Here is a 15009-nt window from a genome sequence, read left to right as displayed (position 1 = left end):
TCACCGCTGCGAGAGTGGGGTGCGCGGGGGTGACGCCGTGGTCCACAGGGACATCTCCGTGTCCCGGGGGCCGTGGACGACCCGTTCGCCGCCGCCTCCGAAGACGCGTACCGGATGGGTCGCGTCCCAGCGCGGCCAGCCGGGGTCGCCGTCCTTCGCGAAGGCGACCCACGCCGCGTGCATCTCGTGGGCCAGGCTCCGGGGCGCGCCCGGACCGGCGAGTCTCGCCGCCTCCGGCACCTCCGCGCTGTCGAAGACGAAGCCCAGTTCCAGGGCGTGGCAGGCGCCGAGGCCGGGGATGCCCGAGCGCCACGCGAACTCGTAGACGTACGTGGCCGCCCGCCCGGTGCGGGAGTCGGCGAGGCGGTGCAGCGGGCGGCGGAGCAGGAAGTCCGTGACCATCTGGCCCACCAGGTCGCAGACGGAGGCGTCCGGGTGGGCGTTGCGGTAGCCGCGCGGGACGTCGGGGCCGCAGTGGCAGCGGGCCATCGCACCGGCCACGGCGACCGCGCCGAGCCGGTCGATCCGCTCGATCAGCCCGGTCGGCGCCAGCCACAGCCGGTGCTCCTCACTGGTCCAGCCCACCAGCAGCGGCACCTCCCGGGCGGCGCCGTCGAGGAGCGCCTCCAGCGGGTCGCGCGGCACGAGGTCGCCGTCCTCCACGATCCCGAACGCGGGTCCGCCGAGGAGGGGACCCGCCCGGCGCCCCACCTCCGCCTGGACGTCGGCCAGCAGCGCGCGGTCCACCTGGGCGAACGCCGCCGCGGTCGCCGGCACCCGCAGCTTCGCGGCCATGCGCCGCACCAGGCGCCGTACCCGGTCCCGCTCGGTGGACTCGGGAGGCCCGCTCTGCAGTGCCGCCCGGTGGAACAGGCCCCGGGCGCGCGGGCTCGCCAGCAGCGCGCCGATGCTGATGGCGCCGGCGGACTCGCCGAAGACGGTCACCCGGTCCGGGTCGCCGCCGAACGCGCCGATCGCCTCGCGCACCCACTCCAGCGCGGCGAGCTGGTCGCGCAGCCCCGGGTTGGCCGGGGCGTCCGGGAACAGACCGTAGCCCTCCACACCCAGACGGTAGTTGAACGAGACGAGGACGACGCCGTCGCGGGCGAAGGCGCTGCCGTCGTAGACGGGCACGGCGGAGGAGCCGCGGGTCAGGGCGCCGCCGTGGATCCACACCATGACCGGCAGCCGGGCCCCCGGATCGGGCCGCGGGGTCCAGACGTTGAGGTTGAGGCAGTCGTCGCCGGGGATCACCGGGTCGGACAGATAGCGCGCGAAGGCGTCGGAGTAGGGCGGCTTGGGCGGGGTCGGCCCGAAGGCGCCCGCGTCCCTGACCCCGTCCCACGGCTCGGGCGCGACGGGCGGGCGGAACCGGCGCGGGCCGAAGGGCGGGGCGGCGAAGGGGATGCCGCGGAAGACGGCCACCCCCTGCTCGTACCGGCCGCGCACGGCCCCGTGCGGGGTACGGACCACGGGAGGGGAGAGCGTCTCGTCCTGCGCACAGCCCGCACGGTCCATCAGACCCTCTCCTCGCCCTCGCCGACCGACCACCTCCACCGCATCACATGACTACCCCGGCGCCCGGCGCGGCAGGTCCCCTCACTCCACCGGATGCTGGTGGTCCTCACTCTTCCGTGGGCGCGGATGACGCAGGCGCGAGGTGACGTCCTCCGGCGGCAGGAACCGCGACCACCGCTCGGGGAACTCGGACGGCATGTCCGGATCGTCCGGGTCCCCGGCCCGCGCAGCGGCCGCGCGGGCGACGTACTCCGCCGCCTGCTCCTCCCGCAACCGCTCGTTCGCGGCGCGCGCCGCGGCCGTGGCCGCCGCCGGCCACACGCGGTCGATGGCCGCGTTGACGGCCGCGCCCACCAGCACGGCGAACGCGGACACCCCGATCCACAGCAGCACCGCCACCGGCGCCGCGAGCGACCCGTAGATCGTCGGCCCCTCGATGGTGTGCGTGAGGTAGATACGCAGGAGGAAGCTGCCCAGCACCCACATGGCGAGGGCCACCAGCGAGCCCGGCACGTCCTCCACCCAGGGTGAGCGCACGGGTACGGAGACGTGGTAGAGCGTCGTCAGGAAGACCACCGACAGGACGATCACCACGGGCCAGTAGAGGACCTGGACGGCCGTCGCCGACCACGGGACGAGGCCCACCACCGTGTCGGGGCCCGCCACCATCAGCGGCAGCGCGACCGAGCCGATCAGCAGGGCGACGATGAACAGGAAGAACGACAGCAGCCGGGTGCGCACGACGCCCCGGGTGCCGTCGAGCCCGTACATCACGGTGATCGTGTCGATGAAGACGTTCACGGCCCGCGAGCCCGACCACAGGGCGAACAGGAAGCCGATGGAGATGACGTCGGGACGTCCGCCCCGCATCACGTCGCTCAGGATCGGCTGCGCGATCTGTGTGACCCCCTTGTCGGACAGGACCGTGCGGGAGGCCTCCAGGAGGTTGTTCTCCAGGCTGTGGATGGTGTCGGCGCCGGTCCAGGCGTCGACGTAGCCCAGCAGCCCGATCAGACTCAGCAGCAGGGGCGGCACGGACAGCAGCGTGAAGAACGCCGCCTCGGCCGCCAGCCCGAGGATCCGGTACTCCATGCAGGAGTCGACCGTGTCCTTCAGCAGGAGCCAGGCGGTCCTGCGTTTGGAGACGTTTCTGTATAGGACACGCACCCGGTGGAGCCGGCCCGACGGCGGCTCGGGGTTCTCTCTTCCTGCTGACTGCACCTCCTCACGGTATCCGGCGTCGACCTCCGGCTTCATCTCCTGACGGTGCCGCCCGCTCCCGGGCCCGTCCGGTGGGGGGGGCGATCCGGGTGACCCGGAGCGTACTGAGGAGTAGGTTCGCTGTCATGGCAGCCACCACGCACATCGTCACCAACCAGCCGCCGCCGCTGGCCGGATACGACGTCTTCACCGCCGACCGCGCCCTCGTGGAAGCGGTCGAACGGCATCTGGACCCCGCGCTCCTCGGCGAGGCGCGCGAGGAGTTGTCCGAGCTCGGCGTCGGTGCCGGCTCGGCCCAGGCGCAGGAGTGGGGGGCGCAGGCGAACGAGAACCCGCCGAAGCTGCGCACCCACGACCGGTACGGCAACCGGATCGACGAGGTCGACTTCCATCCCGCCTGGCACCGGCTGCTCGGCAAGGGCGTGGCCGCCGGGCTGACCGCGGCCTGGGCCCGGCCCGGCGGGCATGTGCGGCGCGCGGCCGGTTTCGTGGTCTGGTCGCAGGTCGAGGCGGGCCACGGCTGCCCGCTGTCGATGACCCACGCCGCGGTGCCCGCGCTGCGCACGGACCCGGCGCTGGCCGCGGAGTGGGAGCCCCGGCTGACCTCCACGGTCTACGACCGGGAGCTGCGTCCGGCGGCGGGGAAGGCCGGCGTGATCTTCGGCATGGGGATGACGGAGAAGCAGGGCGGCAGCGACGTGCGCGCCAACACCACGTCGGCCCGGACCCTGGCCGAGGAGGGGACGTACGAGCTGACGGGCCACAAGTGGTTCTGCTCGGCGCCGATGTCGGACGGGTTCCTGGTGCTGGCGCAGGCACCGGGGGGTCTGACCTGCTTCCTGGTGCCGCGCGTCCTGGAGGACGGCGCCCGCAACGTGTTCCGGATCCAGCGGCTCAAGGACAAGCTGGGCAACCGCTCGAACGCCTCCAGCGAGGTCGAGTTCGACGGCACCTGGGCGCGCCGGGTCGGTGAGGAGGGGCGCGGGGTGCGCACCATCATCGAGATGGTCGCGGCCACCCGCCTCGACTGCGTGCTCGGTTCGGCGTCGCTGATGCGGCAGGCGGTGGCGCAGGCGATCCATCACTGCACCTACCGCGAGGCGTTCGGCGGCAAGCTCGTCGACAAGCCCCTGATGCGCAACGTCCTCGCCGATCTGGCCCTGGAGTCGGAGGCGGCGACGACGCTGGCGCTGCGGCTCGCGGCGGCGTACGACGACGGCGGCGAGCAGGAGCGCGCCCTGCTCAGGCTCGCGGTGCCCGCAGCGAAGTACTGGGTGACCAAGCGCTGCACCCCGATGGTGGTGGAGGCCTCGGAGTGCCTGGGCGGCAACGGCTACGTGGAGGAGTCGGGCATGCCCCGGCTGCTGCGCGAGTCCCCGCTGAACTCCGTGTGGGAGGGCGCCGGCAACGTGCAGGCGCTCGACGTGCTGCGGGCGCTGCAACGCGAGCCGGGGGCTCTGGACGCGTTCCTCCAGGAGGTCGGGCGGGCGCGCGGCGCCGATCACCGCCTGGACGGCGCCATCAAGGACCTGCTCACCGAACTCGCGGACCTGGACGGCATCGAGGCGCGTGCCCGCCGCGTGGTGGAGCGGATCGCGCTGGTGCTCCAGGGCTCGCTGCTCGTGCGGTACGCGCCGCCGCAGGTCGCGGACGCCTTCTGCGCCTCGCGGCTCGGCGGCGACTGGGGTTCGGCCTTCGGCACGCTGCCGCACAGCCTGGACCTGGCCTCGGTGGTGGAGCGGGCACGACCGCTCGTGTGACGGCCCCCGCCCGCGGGCCCCTGGCCCGGTGGGCGTGCCACACGGGGGTGGTGCTGCGCCGACACGGCACCACCCCCGCTCTCCTGGCCCCCTACAAGGACCGCGGACGCCACCGGAGCGGCGTTGCACAAGTTTCAACCACCGCGTGTCCGTCCGCCAGGGTTGCAAGGGGTTGCAACCTGGTGCGCCCTGTTCCCGGAGTGTGCCCTTCCGCCGCCGGGAGGACGGCAGTATGAGAACCACCGTCGACGCGGGGCCGGGGGGCCACGGGGCCGGGGGACGAACCTGGGGGAGGTTCCAGTGGGGCACTCGGAGAGGGCTGCCGGACGGCTCGCCGCGTACGACACCGCGCAGGCGGCGCGGCTGCTCAGCGAGGTGCGCAGTGCCACCCTCGCGGGCCGGCGCGCCCCGGTGCCGCCGCGCCCGGTGATCGAGGCGTCGTGGGAGCGGGTGCTGCGCGGCGGTGTCGATCCCGAGCAGGGCGCGCCGGCGGACGTGCTGGGCCGCGACGAGATCGAGCGGCGCCGGCAGGACTCGCCGCTGCGGCAGGTGCTGCCGGTGCTGCGCGAAGGTCTGCTGTCGGTGGCCGACGCGGCGCGGCACATCATGGTCGTCGCGGACGCCGACGGGCGGGTGCTGTGGCGCGAGGGCTCCTCGTCGGTGCTGCGCCGGGCGGACGGCCTCGGCTTCGCCCCGGGCGCCGACTGGGGCGAACTGGCCGTCGGCACCAACGGGGTGGGCACCGCGGTGGCCACCCGGCGCCCCGTGCAGGTCTTCGCGTCCGAGCACTTCGTCCGGTCCCACACCTCCTGGACGTGTACGGGCGCCCCGATCACGGACCCGCGGGACGGCCGGCTGCTGGGCGTCGTGGACGTCAGCGGCCCGCTGGAGACGCTGCACCCGGCGACGCTCTCCTGGGTGGAGGCCGTGGCGAAGCTGGCCGAGGCACGGCTGCGTGAGGCGCATCTGGCATCGGTGGAGCGGTTGCGCGCGGTGGCCGCCCCCCTGTTGGCGAGGCTCGGCGGGAGAGCGCTGGCCGTGGACACCGACGGCTGGACCGCGGCGGTGACCGGGATGCCGTACACGGGCCGGATCGCCCTGCCCCCGGCGCCGCTGCCGGGGGTGTGCGTGCTGCCGACACTGGGGGTCTGCACGGTGGAGCCGCTGCCGGGCGGCTGGCTGATCCGCGGGGCCGAGGCGCCGGCGCCCGCGGGTGCCAGCCGCATCGTGCTGGATGTGGCGCACCCGCGCCACTGGACGGTGACGGTGTCGGGCGAGATGGGCTCCTGGTCCCACGAACTGAGTCCCCGGCACGCCGAGTTGCTGTATCTGCTGGCGGTGAACCGGGCCGGGCGCACGGCGTCGGCGCTGGCCTTCGACCTGTTCGGCGACCCGGCCCGCACGGTGACGGTCCGCGCCGAGATGTCCCGGGTCCGCAGATATCTCGGGGCGCTGCTGGACCACCGGCCCTACCGCTTCCGCGAGTCGGCGCAGGTGGAGCTGCTGCGCCCCGCCGATCCCCGCGACCTGCTGCCGCACTCGCTGGCACCGGACGTGGCCCGGGCCCGGCGGGGCGCGCCCCCGCACCCCTCGGCGGGACCACCCCTCACGCTCCCCCTGGTCCCGCGCGCCACCGCCCCGGACGGGCGGCGCGGCCCCTGACGTCCCACCGCCCCGCGGGCAAGGGGCGTTCACCCCCACGGTGGGGATATCCCTGCATTTCCCGGGTCCTCGACCGGGTTCGCTCCCGGCTGCCGTAGCATCCCCCTGCAGGCCGACCCGACCGCTCCTCGCGCCAATACCCGGATCGTGAGGATCAGTTGGCCCACGCCGGGAGGTTGTGATGAAGCACCGGGGCAGGCACCGCCGCAGGCACAGGGGGCGCGCGCTGCGGGCCGCGCTGGCCGGCACCGCGCTGGCGCTCACCGCCGCCGCCACCCTGATCAGCACCTCCCAGGCTGCGGGCGGCGACAACCCGGGCGGCGTCGCCCGGGTCACGGCCGCCGCCGAGACCGCGAAGTTCCGTCTGCACGAGGACCTCGTCGACCGCTCCACCCTGGACACGCTCACCCAGGCGACGGGCGGCGCCGTCGGCGTCCACGACGTGCTCGCCTCGGCCGACCGCGTCATGCGCGACCGGTCCGACTGCGACGCCGCCGAGACCGCCGCGCTGCCCGTGAAGCCCTCGGCCACGCGCGCGTACTGCTGGGACCGCCAGGACGCGACGACCGCGCGCTGGCTGCCCCGCTCCGTCACCACCTCCGGCGACGCCGACGACCGCGGCCGCTGGGGTCGGGACCGGGTCATCCTGTCGGGCTGGACCCACAACGACGACGACCTGGCCGAGCCGGCCGGCGACCGGGGCCTGGCCAGGGTCGCCTTCGTCGACGCGAACGACCCGGCGAACCTCCCCTACCGCTGGGCCCTGCTGGTCGCGCCGAGCGCCGGCGGCCGGGACTTCACCGCCGTGCGCTCCGGCGTCTCGGGCATGGTCTGGTTCCAGGACAAGCTCTTCGTCACCGACCGGGACGCGCTGCGGGTCTTCGACCTGCGCCGCATCCTGCGCGCGGGCGTGGACAGCCCGCTGATCGGCCGGACCCGCGACGGCTACGCCGCGCACGGCTACCGCTACGTGCTGCCCGAGGTCGGCTCCTACCGGCTGACCACCGGCCCCTGCTCGTCGTCCGACGACGGCGCGGCGCCCTGCTTCTCCGCCCTCTCCCTGGACCGCACCTCGACCCCGCCCAGCCTGGTGGCGAGCGAGTGGTTCCGGCCGGGCGGCGGGGGCCATCCGGCCCGGGTGTGGCGCTACCCGTTCAGCACCCTGCCCGGTCACCGCGGCCTGCTGGCCACCGACGCGCACGGCGACGTCCGGGCCGACGAGGCCCTGCGGACGGACGCGACCGGGGTGCAGGGCGTGCTGTCGTTCCGGCACCGGGGCGCCTCGGAACCCGACTGGTACGTGGACCGGGCGCCCACCGTGGGCGGGCGGCACGGCACGCTGTGGCGGCAGGACGCCTCCGGGGCGAGCGCGGCCGTCTGCTCGGCCGACGAGAGCCGCGCCTGCTGGGGCCGCCACACCGCCTCCCTGTCGTACTGGCGTCAGAGCGGCGAGCTGTGGACGCTGACGGAGGGCGCCACGAGCGGCGACGACGCCCGGGGTGCCGGGACGGCGGGCGGACGGGTGCTGTACGCGGTGCCGCTTGACTCGGTGGACGACGCGCTGGAGTAGGGCCCCGGGACACCCCGTTATGGGGCCGGGCGCGAGGAGGCGGGACACTTTTGTCGTACCGCGCGTCCCCGTGGTTCTCTGACCGTATGAGCACCCTCACCGTGACCACCTGGTCCCTGGAGCAGACCTCCCCCGCGGACCTGCTGCCCGCGACGGCCCCCGAGGGCGACGTCCGTGTCGTCCGCGCGCAGGTGCCCTCGCCGGAGTTCAGCCGCTTCCTGTACGCGTCGGTCGGCGGGGACATCCGGTGGATCGACCGGCTCGGCTGGTCCTACGCGCGGTGGCGGGAGTACCTGGAGCGGCCGGGCGTGGAGACCTGGGTCGCCTACGACCGGGGGACCCCGGCCGGATACGTGGAGCTGGACCCGGGAGCCGAGGGGGTCGTGGAGATCGCGTACTTCGGACTCCTCCCCGCCTTCCGCGGCCGGCGCATCGGCGGCCATCTGCTGGCGCACGGCACGGCCCGCGCCTGGGATCTCGCGGAGCGCTGGCCGGGGCGGGCGCCGACGAAGCGGGTGTGGCTGCACACCTGCAGCAAGGACGGCGCGCACGCGATGGACAACTACCTGCGCCGGGGCTTCAGGCTCTTCGACACCAAGGTCGAGCAGGAGCACGCGACCCCCACGCCGGGCCCCTGGCCCGGCGCCTGAGACCCCCCTGTGTGACCCCGGACACCCCTGTCTCGTGCAGCGAGACAGGGGTGTCCGCATCATGGACAAAGCTGGACTGGGTCCAGACTGCCGTGCCAGGCTTCCGTCATGCCTGGAACTGGAATTGCCTTGGTGAGTCGGCGGCACGTCGACCTCGGCCGCATGTCCAGCGCCATCTGTCCGGCGAGCTGACCGCTCCAGCCACTCCCGGAACCCCCCTCTCTTTCGCCGTCGCGCACTGCCGCGCGCTTCTCTCGCGTACCCGTATGCGCAGGTCAGAGACGCATCCTGCCTGTCCCGAAGGACGTACCCACCATGGCTGCCACCCCGCAGAACCCCGCCACGCCCCGCCGCAAGGTGAGCCGTCACCGTGGCGAGGGCCAGTGGGCCGTGGGCCACTTCACCCCGCTCAACGGCAACGAGCAGTTCAAGAAGGACGACGACGGTCTCAACGTGCGGACACGCATTGAGACGATCTACTCCCGGCGCGGATTCGACTCCATCGACCCGAACGACCTGCGCGGCCGGATGCGCTGGTGGGGCCTGTACACCCAGCGCAAGCCCGGGATCGACGGGGGCAAGACCGCGATCCTGGAGCCGGAGGAGCTGGACGACGAGTACTTCATGCTGCGGGTCCGCATCGACGGCGGCCGGCTGACCACCGCGCAGCTGCGCGTGATCGGCGAGGTCTCGCAGGAGTTCGCGCGCGGCACCGCCGACATCACCGACCGGCAGAACATCCAGTACCACTGGATCCGGATCGAGGACGTGCCCGAGATCTGGAACCGGCTGGAGGCCGTCGGCCTGTCCACCACCGAGGCCTGCGGCGACACGCCCCGGGTCATCCTCGGCTCGCCCGTCGCGGGGATCGCCGAGGACGAGATCATCGACGGCACCCCGGCGATCGAGGAGATCCAGCGCCGGGTCGTCGGCAACAAGGACTTCTCCAACCTGCCGCGCAAGTTCAAGTCCGCGATCTCCGGCTCCCCCCTCCTCGACGTGGCGCACGAGATCAACGACATCGCCTTCGTGGGCGTCGAGCACCCCGAGCACGGCCCCGGCTTCGACCTGTGGGTGGGCGGCGGCCTGTCCACCAACCCGAAGATCGGTGTGCGCCTCGGCGCCTGGGTGCCGCTGGAGGAGGTGCCGGACGTCTACGAGGGCGTCATCTCCATCTTCCGCGACTACGGCTACCGGCGGCTGCGCAACCGCGCCCGGCTCAAGTTCCTGGTCGCCGACTGGGGTGCGGAGAAGTTCCGCCAGGTCCTCCAGGACGAGTACCTGGGACGCGAACTGACCGACGGCCCCGCACCCGCGCAGCCCGTGCAGCACTGGCGCGACCACGTCGGGGTGCACCGGCAGAAGGACGGCCGCTTCTACGTCGGCTTCGCCCCGCGGGTGGGCCGGGTGGACGGCGCGACCCTCACGAAGATCGCCGAGCTGGCCGAGACACACGGCTCGGGCCGGATCCGCACCACCGCCGAGCAGAAGATGATCGTCCTGGACGTCGAGGAGGGCCGGGTCGACTCCCTGGTCGAGGGGCTCCAGGCGCTGGACCTCACCGCGACGCCCTCCCCCTTCCGGCGCGGCACCATGGCGTGCACCGGCATCGAGTTCTGCAAGCTCGCCATCGTCGAGACCAAGGCGCGCGGCTCCGCACTGATCGACGAACTGGAGCGCCGCATCCCGGACTTCGACGAACCGATCACCATCAACCTCAACGGCTGCCCGAACGCCTGCGCCCGCATCCAGGTCGCGGACATCGGCCTCAAGGGCCAGCTGGTCCTCGACGACCGGGGCGAGCAGGTCGAGGGCTACCAGGTGCACCTGGGCGGCGCGCTCGGCCTCAAGGCCGGCTTCGGCCGCAAGGTGCGGGGTCTGAAGGTGACCTCCGACGAGCTGCCGGACTACATCGAGCGGGTACTCAAGCGCTTCCAGGCGGAGCGCGAGGAGGGCGAGCGGTTCGCCGCCTGGGCGGCCCGGGCCGACGAGGAGGCGCTGTCATGAGCGAGCGTGCGGCGCCCTTCCACTGCCCCTACTGCGGGGACGAGGACCTGCGCCCCAGCGAGGAGGGCCACGGCGCGTGGGAGTGCGCGGCGTGCAACCGGGCGTTCCGGCTGAAGTTCCTGGGGCTGCTGGCCCGGGGGCTGCGGCAGGCAGACAGCGGAGGGGAAGGGACATGACCACGACGCGGCAAGAGCGTGGCACCGAGGAGTTGAGGGAACTCGCCGAGCGGGCGGGCCGTGAGCTGGAGGACGCCTCCGCGCTGGAGATCCTCCGGTGGGCGGCCGCCACCTTCAAGGACCGCTTCTGCGTGACCTCGTCCATGGAGGACGCGGTGGTCGCCCACCTCGCCTCCCGGGCGATGCCCGGCGTCGACGTCGTCTTCCTCGACACCGGCTACCACTTCCCGGAGACCATCGGCACCCGCGACGCGGTCGAGGCCGTGATGGACGTCAACGTCATCACCCTCACCCCGCGCCGGTCGGTCGCCGAACAGGACGCCGAGTACGGGCCGAGGCTGCACGACCGCGACCCCGACCTGTGCTGCAAGCTGCGCAAGGTCCAGCCCCTGGAGGAGGGGCTCGCGGGCTACGACGCCTGGGCGACGGGCCTGCGCCGCGAGGAGTCCCCGACCCGGGCGGACACCCCGGTCGTGGGCTGGGACGAGGGACGCCGCAAGGTCAAGGTCTCCCCGATCGCCCGCTGGAGCCAGGAGGACGTGGAGGCGTACATCGCCGAACACGGCGTGCTGACCAACCCCCTCCTCATGGACGGCTACGCCTCCGTGGGCTGCGCCCCCTGCACCCGTCGCGTCCTCGCCGGCGAGGACGCGCGGGCCGGCCGCTGGGCGGGCCGGACGAAGACCGAGTGCGGGCTGCACGGCTGACCATGACGACGATTCAGGAGACACACGTGAGAACCGGAGCCACCGTCTGGCTCACGGGTCTGCCGAGCGCCGGCAAGACCACCATCGCCCACGAACTCGCCGGGCTGCTGCGCGAGGAGGGCCGCCGCGTGGAGGTGCTCGACGGCGACGAGATCCGCGAATTCCTCTCGGCGGGCCTCGGCTTCAGCCGCGCGGACCGGCACACCAACGTGCAGCGCGTCGGCTTCCTCGCCGATCTGCTCGCCCGCAACGGCGTGACGGCGCTGGTCCCGGTGATCGCGCCGTACGCGGACAGCCGCGCGGCGGTGCGCAGGCGCCACGCGGACAGCGGGACACCGTACGTCGAGGTGCATGTGGCGACCCCCCTGGAGGTGTGCGCGGTGCGCGACGTGAAGGGCCTGTACGCCAAGCAGGCCGCGGGCGAACTGACGGGCCTGACCGGGGTGGACGACCCCTACGAGGTGCCCGAGTCCCCCGATCTGCGGATCGAGTCCCAGAACCAGACCGTGCGGGAGTCCGCGGCGGCCGTGTACGCGCTGCTCAGCGAGAGGGGACTGGTATGACGATCGTCGCCGGCACCGGCCAGGGCGGGGAGAGCACGGACAGCCCGTACGCCCTCTCCCACCTGGACGCTCTGGAGTCCGAGGCGGTGCACATCTTCCGCGAGGTGGCGGGCGAGTTCGAGCAGCCGGTGGTCCTCTTCTCCGGCGGCAAGGACTCCATCGTCATGCTGCATCTGGCGCTGAAGGCGTTCGCCCCCGCGCCGGTGCCCTTCTCGCTGCTGCACGTGGACACCGGGCACAACTTCCCCGAGGTCATCGAGTACCGCGACCGCACGGTGGCCGAGCACGGGCTGCGGCTGCACGTGGCGTCGGTGCAGGACTACATCGACCGCGGGGTGCTCAAGGAGCGCCCGGACGGCACCCGCAACCCCCTGCAGACCCGGCCGCTCACCGAGAAGATCCAGAGCGAGCGGTTCGACGCGGTGTTCGGCGGTGGGCGCCGCGACGAGGAGAAGGCCCGGGCCAAGGAGCGGGTGTTCTCGCTGCGGGACGAGTTCTCGCAGTGGGACCCGCGCCGTCAGCGCCCCGAGCTGTGGAACCTCTACAACGGACGGCACGCTCCGGGCGAGCACGTGCGGGTGTTCCCGCTCAGCAACTGGACCGAGCTGGACGTGTGGCAGTACATCGCCCGCGAGGGCATCGAGCTGCCGCAGATCTACTTCGCCCACGAGCGCGACGTGTTCCAGCGCGGCGGCATGTGGCTGACGGCCGGCGAGTGGGGCGGCCCGAGGGACGGCGAGCGGGTCGAGAAGCGGCTCGTCCGCTACCGGACCGTCGGCGACATGTCCTGCACGGGCGCCGTCGACTCGGACGCGGTCACGCTGGAGCAGGTCATCACCGAGATCGCCGCCTCCCGGCTCACCGAGCGCGGCGCCACGCGTGCCGACGACAAGCTCTCCGAGGCCGCGATGGAGGACCGCAAGCGGGAGGGGTACTTCTAACCATGACCACGATCACGACCGAGGAGCTCTCGGCCACCACCCTGCTGCGGTTCGCCACCGCCGGCTCGGTCGACGACGGCAAGTCCACCCTCGTGGGCAGGCTGCTGCACGACTCCAAGTCGGTGCTGGCCGACCAGCTGGAGGCCGTCGAGCACGCCTCCCGCAAGCGCGGCCAGGAGGCGCCCGACCTGGCCCTGCTGACGGACGGCCTGCGCGCCGAGCGTGAGCAGGGCATCACGATCGACGTGGCCTACCGCTACTTCGCCACTCCCCGGCGCCGGTTCATCCTGGCCGACACACCGGGCCATGTGCAGTACACCCGCAACATGGTGACGGGCGCGTCCACGGCCGAACTGACGGTGGTCCTCGTCGACGCCCGCAACGGCGTCGTGGAGCAGACCCGCCGGCACGCCGCCATCGCCGCCCTGCTCCGGGTCCCGCACGTGGTCCTCGCCGTCAACAAGATGGACCTCGTCGGGTACGAGGAGAAGGTGTTCGCCGCGATAGCCGAGGAGTTCACGGCGTACGCCACCGAGCTGGGCGTCCCCGAGGTCACCGCGATCCCGATCTCCGCGCTCGCCGGCGACAACGTCGTGGAGCCGTCCGCGACGATGGACTGGTACGGCGGCCCGACGGTCCTGGAGCATCTGGAGACGGTGCCGGTCAGCCATGACCTGCGCCACTGCCACGCGCGGCTGCCCGTGCAGTACGTGATCCGGCCGCAGAGCGCCGAACTCCCCGACTACCGGGGCTACGCCGGTCAGATCGCCGCCGGTTCCTTCCACGTCGGCGAGGAGGTCACCGTCCTGCCCTCCGGCCGGACGTCGAGGATCTCCGGCATCGACCTGCTGGGCGAGCCGGTCGACGTCGCCTGGACCACCCAGTCGGTGACCGTGCTGCTCGAGGACGACATCGACGTCTCGCGCGGCGATCTGATCGTGCCCAGCAAGGACGCGCCCGCGACGACGCAGGACATCGAGGCGACCGTCTGCCATGTCGCCGACCAGCCGCTGGCGGTCGGCCACCGGGTGCTCCTCAAGCACGGCACCCGCACGGTGAAGGCGATCGTCAAGGACATCCCCTCCCGGCTGACGCTGTCCGACCTGTCGCTGCATCCGCACCCGGGGCAGCTCGCCGCCAACGACATCGGCCGGGTGAAGATCCGCACCGCCGAGCCGCTGCCGGTGGACGCGTACGCGGACTCCCGGCGCACGGGCTCGTTCATCCTGATCGACCCCTCGGACGGCACGACCCTGACCGCGGGCATGGTCGGCGAGTCGTTCGCGCGGCCCGAGCCGGTCAGGGACGCGGCCGACGACGACGGCTGGGACTTCTGACCATGGCCGGCGGATGCGTCTACGTGACGTTCGCGAAGGAGGGCGGCCGGGTCGGCAGCGGAGCCCTCGGGAGCGGGCAGGGCGGGGTGGCGCGATGTGCGTGATGGCGTACGCGCACCGCACGCGCGCCCTGCCGTCCGCATGCCGGCGCCACCGGAAGCGACGAAGACTCCCCGCCGACCTCCCGGCCACCGTCTGACAGACCGTGACCGCCGGGCCAACGAGAGGAACACCTCCCGTGCCTGCCACCCGCCCACCGCTTCGCCGGGCCGTCCCCGTCCTCGCCGCGCTCCCCCTGCTGGCGCTCGCCGCCTGCGGCTACGGCTCCCAGGCCCGCAGCGACCCGTCCGCCCAGCAGCCTGTCGCCGGGGCGAAGAAGATCGGCGGACTCGACTCGGTGAAGATCGGGTACTTCGGCAACCTGACCCACGCGACCGCGCTCGTGGGCGCGCAGAAGGGCTTCTTCCAGAAGGAACTCGGCGGGACCCGGGCCACCTACCAGGTCTTCAACGCGGGCCCCTCCGAGATCGAGGCCCTGAACTCCGGGTCGATCGACATCGGCTGGATCGGCCCCTCCCCCGCGATCAACGGCTACACCAAGTCGAACGGCAAGAACCTGCGCATCATCGGGGGCTCGGCCTCCGGCGGGGTCAAGCTCGTCGTCGACCCCAAGAAGATCACCTCCCTCAAGGACGTCAAGGGCAAGCGGATCGCGACACCCCAACTCGGCAACACCCAGGACGTCGCCCTGCTCAACTGGATCTCCGAACAGGGCTGGAAGGTCGACCCCCAGAGCGGCCAGGGCGACGTGTCCGTCGTCCGCACCGACAACAAGGTCACCCCCGACGCCTTCAAAGCCCACTCCATCGACGGCGCCTGGGTACCGGAACCCACCGC

The 15009-nt window shown here is 73.0% G+C and carries 14 protein-coding genes; 12 read left to right on the top strand and 2 right to left on the bottom strand.

The features are described from left to right. Together AB0C59_RS10925 and AB0C59_RS10920 are read right to left on the bottom strand one after the other, a co-directional pair. Positions 1–1518: a carboxylesterase family protein gene (locus AB0C59_RS10925; RefSeq protein WP_363002889.1), complete on the bottom strand. Its 1518-nt coding sequence runs from the start codon at positions 1516–1518 to the stop codon at positions 1–3. 81 nt (positions 1519–1599) lie between these two features. Further along, positions 1600–2775, bottom strand: coding sequence for a YihY/virulence factor BrkB family protein (locus AB0C59_RS10920; RefSeq protein WP_363002887.1), 1176 nt, complete (start codon positions 2773–2775; stop codon positions 1600–1602). 89 nt (positions 2776–2864) lie between these two features. Between AB0C59_RS10920 and AB0C59_RS10915 the strand changes: the two genes are divergently transcribed. From AB0C59_RS10915 to AB0C59_RS10860, 12 genes are all read left to right on the top strand, one after another. Continuing rightward, a complete protein-coding gene (locus AB0C59_RS10915; RefSeq protein ID WP_363002885.1) occupies positions 2865–4499 on the top strand; it encodes an acyl-CoA dehydrogenase family protein in 1635 nt (544 codons plus the stop codon). Between the two features lie 300 nt (positions 4500–4799). Then, positions 4800–6161, top strand: coding sequence for a GAF domain-containing protein (locus AB0C59_RS10910; protein ID WP_363002883.1), 1362 nt, complete (start codon positions 4800–4802; stop codon positions 6159–6161). A gap of 181 nt (positions 6162–6342) precedes the next feature. Beyond that, positions 6343–7731, top strand: coding sequence for a hypothetical protein (locus AB0C59_RS10905; RefSeq protein ID WP_363002881.1), 1389 nt, complete (start codon positions 6343–6345; stop codon positions 7729–7731). Positions 7732–7817: 86 nt separating this feature from the next. Then, positions 7818–8381, top strand: a complete 564-nt coding sequence (locus AB0C59_RS10900) for a GNAT family N-acetyltransferase (RefSeq protein WP_363002879.1) — start codon at positions 7818–7820, stop codon at positions 8379–8381. Positions 8382–8489: 108 nt separating this feature from the next. Next, positions 8490–8573: a putative leader peptide gene (locus AB0C59_RS10895; RefSeq protein WP_310739661.1), complete on the top strand. Its 84-nt coding sequence runs from the start codon at positions 8490–8492 to the stop codon at positions 8571–8573. Positions 8574–8696: 123 nt separating this feature from the next. Next, positions 8697–10388 carry a nitrite/sulfite reductase gene (locus AB0C59_RS10890; protein ID WP_363002877.1) on the top strand — a complete coding sequence of 564 codons (1692 nt, stop codon included), beginning with the start codon at positions 8697–8699 and terminating at the stop codon, positions 10386–10388. After that, positions 10385–10564, top strand: a complete 180-nt coding sequence (locus AB0C59_RS10885; protein ID WP_363002875.1) for a hypothetical protein — start codon at positions 10385–10387, stop codon at positions 10562–10564. Before AB0C59_RS10890 ends, AB0C59_RS10885 begins: the two co-directional genes overlap by 4 nt. Beyond that, positions 10561–11271: a phosphoadenylyl-sulfate reductase gene (locus AB0C59_RS10880; protein ID WP_363002873.1), complete on the top strand. Its 711-nt coding sequence runs from the start codon at positions 10561–10563 to the stop codon at positions 11269–11271. Before AB0C59_RS10885 ends, AB0C59_RS10880 begins: the two co-directional genes overlap by 4 nt. Positions 11272–11297: 26 nt before the next feature. Further along, entirely contained in the window at positions 11298–11834 is a 537-nt protein-coding gene (cysC, locus tag AB0C59_RS10875) for an adenylyl-sulfate kinase (RefSeq protein ID WP_363002871.1), read from the top strand. Continuing rightward, the gene (cysD, locus tag AB0C59_RS10870) at positions 11831–12775 is read left to right on the top strand and encodes a sulfate adenylyltransferase subunit CysD (protein WP_363002869.1); all 945 of its coding nucleotides are present in this window, start codon (positions 11831–11833) and stop codon (positions 12773–12775) included. Before cysC ends, cysD begins: the two co-directional genes overlap by 4 nt. 2 nt (positions 12776–12777) lie before the next feature. Continuing rightward, positions 12778–14112, top strand: coding sequence for a GTP-binding protein (locus AB0C59_RS10865; protein ID WP_363002867.1), 1335 nt, complete (start codon positions 12778–12780; stop codon positions 14110–14112). Positions 14113–14350: 238 nt separating this feature from the next. Then, the coding region (locus tag AB0C59_RS10860; RefSeq protein ID WP_363002865.1) for an ABC transporter substrate-binding protein at positions 14351–15009 on the top strand (659 nt) is incomplete at its 3' end.

It is taken from the genome of Streptomyces sp. NPDC048664 (assembly GCF_040650555.1).
GTDB lineage: Bacteria > Actinomycetota > Actinomycetes > Streptomycetales > Streptomycetaceae > Streptomyces.
This window is presented reverse-complemented; position numbering and strand designations above follow the sequence as displayed.

Bases quoted from the DNA above. Each gene is read 5' to 3' on its own strand.
- AB0C59_RS10925 (WP_363002889.1), bottom strand. From the start codon at position 1,518: ATGGACCGTGCGGGCTGTGCGCAGGACGAGACGCTCTCCCCTCCCGTG.
- AB0C59_RS10920 (WP_363002887.1), bottom strand. From the start codon at position 2,775: ATGAAGCCGGAGGTCGACGCCGGATACCGTGAGGAGGTGCAGTCAGCA.
- AB0C59_RS10915 (WP_363002885.1), top strand. From the start codon at position 2,865: ATGGCAGCCACCACGCACATCGTCACCAACCAGCCGCCGCCGCTGGCC.
- AB0C59_RS10905 (WP_363002881.1), top strand. From the start codon at position 6,343: ATGAAGCACCGGGGCAGGCACCGCCGCAGGCACAGGGGGCGCGCGCTG.
- AB0C59_RS10900 (WP_363002879.1), top strand. From the start codon at position 7,818: ATGAGCACCCTCACCGTGACCACCTGGTCCCTGGAGCAGACCTCCCCC.
- AB0C59_RS10895 (WP_310739661.1), top strand. From the start codon at position 8,490: ATGCCTGGAACTGGAATTGCCTTGGTGAGTCGGCGGCACGTCGACCTC.
- AB0C59_RS10890 (WP_363002877.1), top strand. From the start codon at position 8,697: ATGGCTGCCACCCCGCAGAACCCCGCCACGCCCCGCCGCAAGGTGAGC.
- AB0C59_RS10885 (WP_363002875.1), top strand. From the start codon at position 10,385: ATGAGCGAGCGTGCGGCGCCCTTCCACTGCCCCTACTGCGGGGACGAG.
- AB0C59_RS10880 (WP_363002873.1), top strand. From the start codon at position 10,561: ATGACCACGACGCGGCAAGAGCGTGGCACCGAGGAGTTGAGGGAACTC.
- cysD (WP_363002869.1), top strand. From the start codon at position 11,831: ATGACGATCGTCGCCGGCACCGGCCAGGGCGGGGAGAGCACGGACAGC.
- AB0C59_RS10865 (WP_363002867.1), top strand. From the start codon at position 12,778: ATGACCACGATCACGACCGAGGAGCTCTCGGCCACCACCCTGCTGCGG.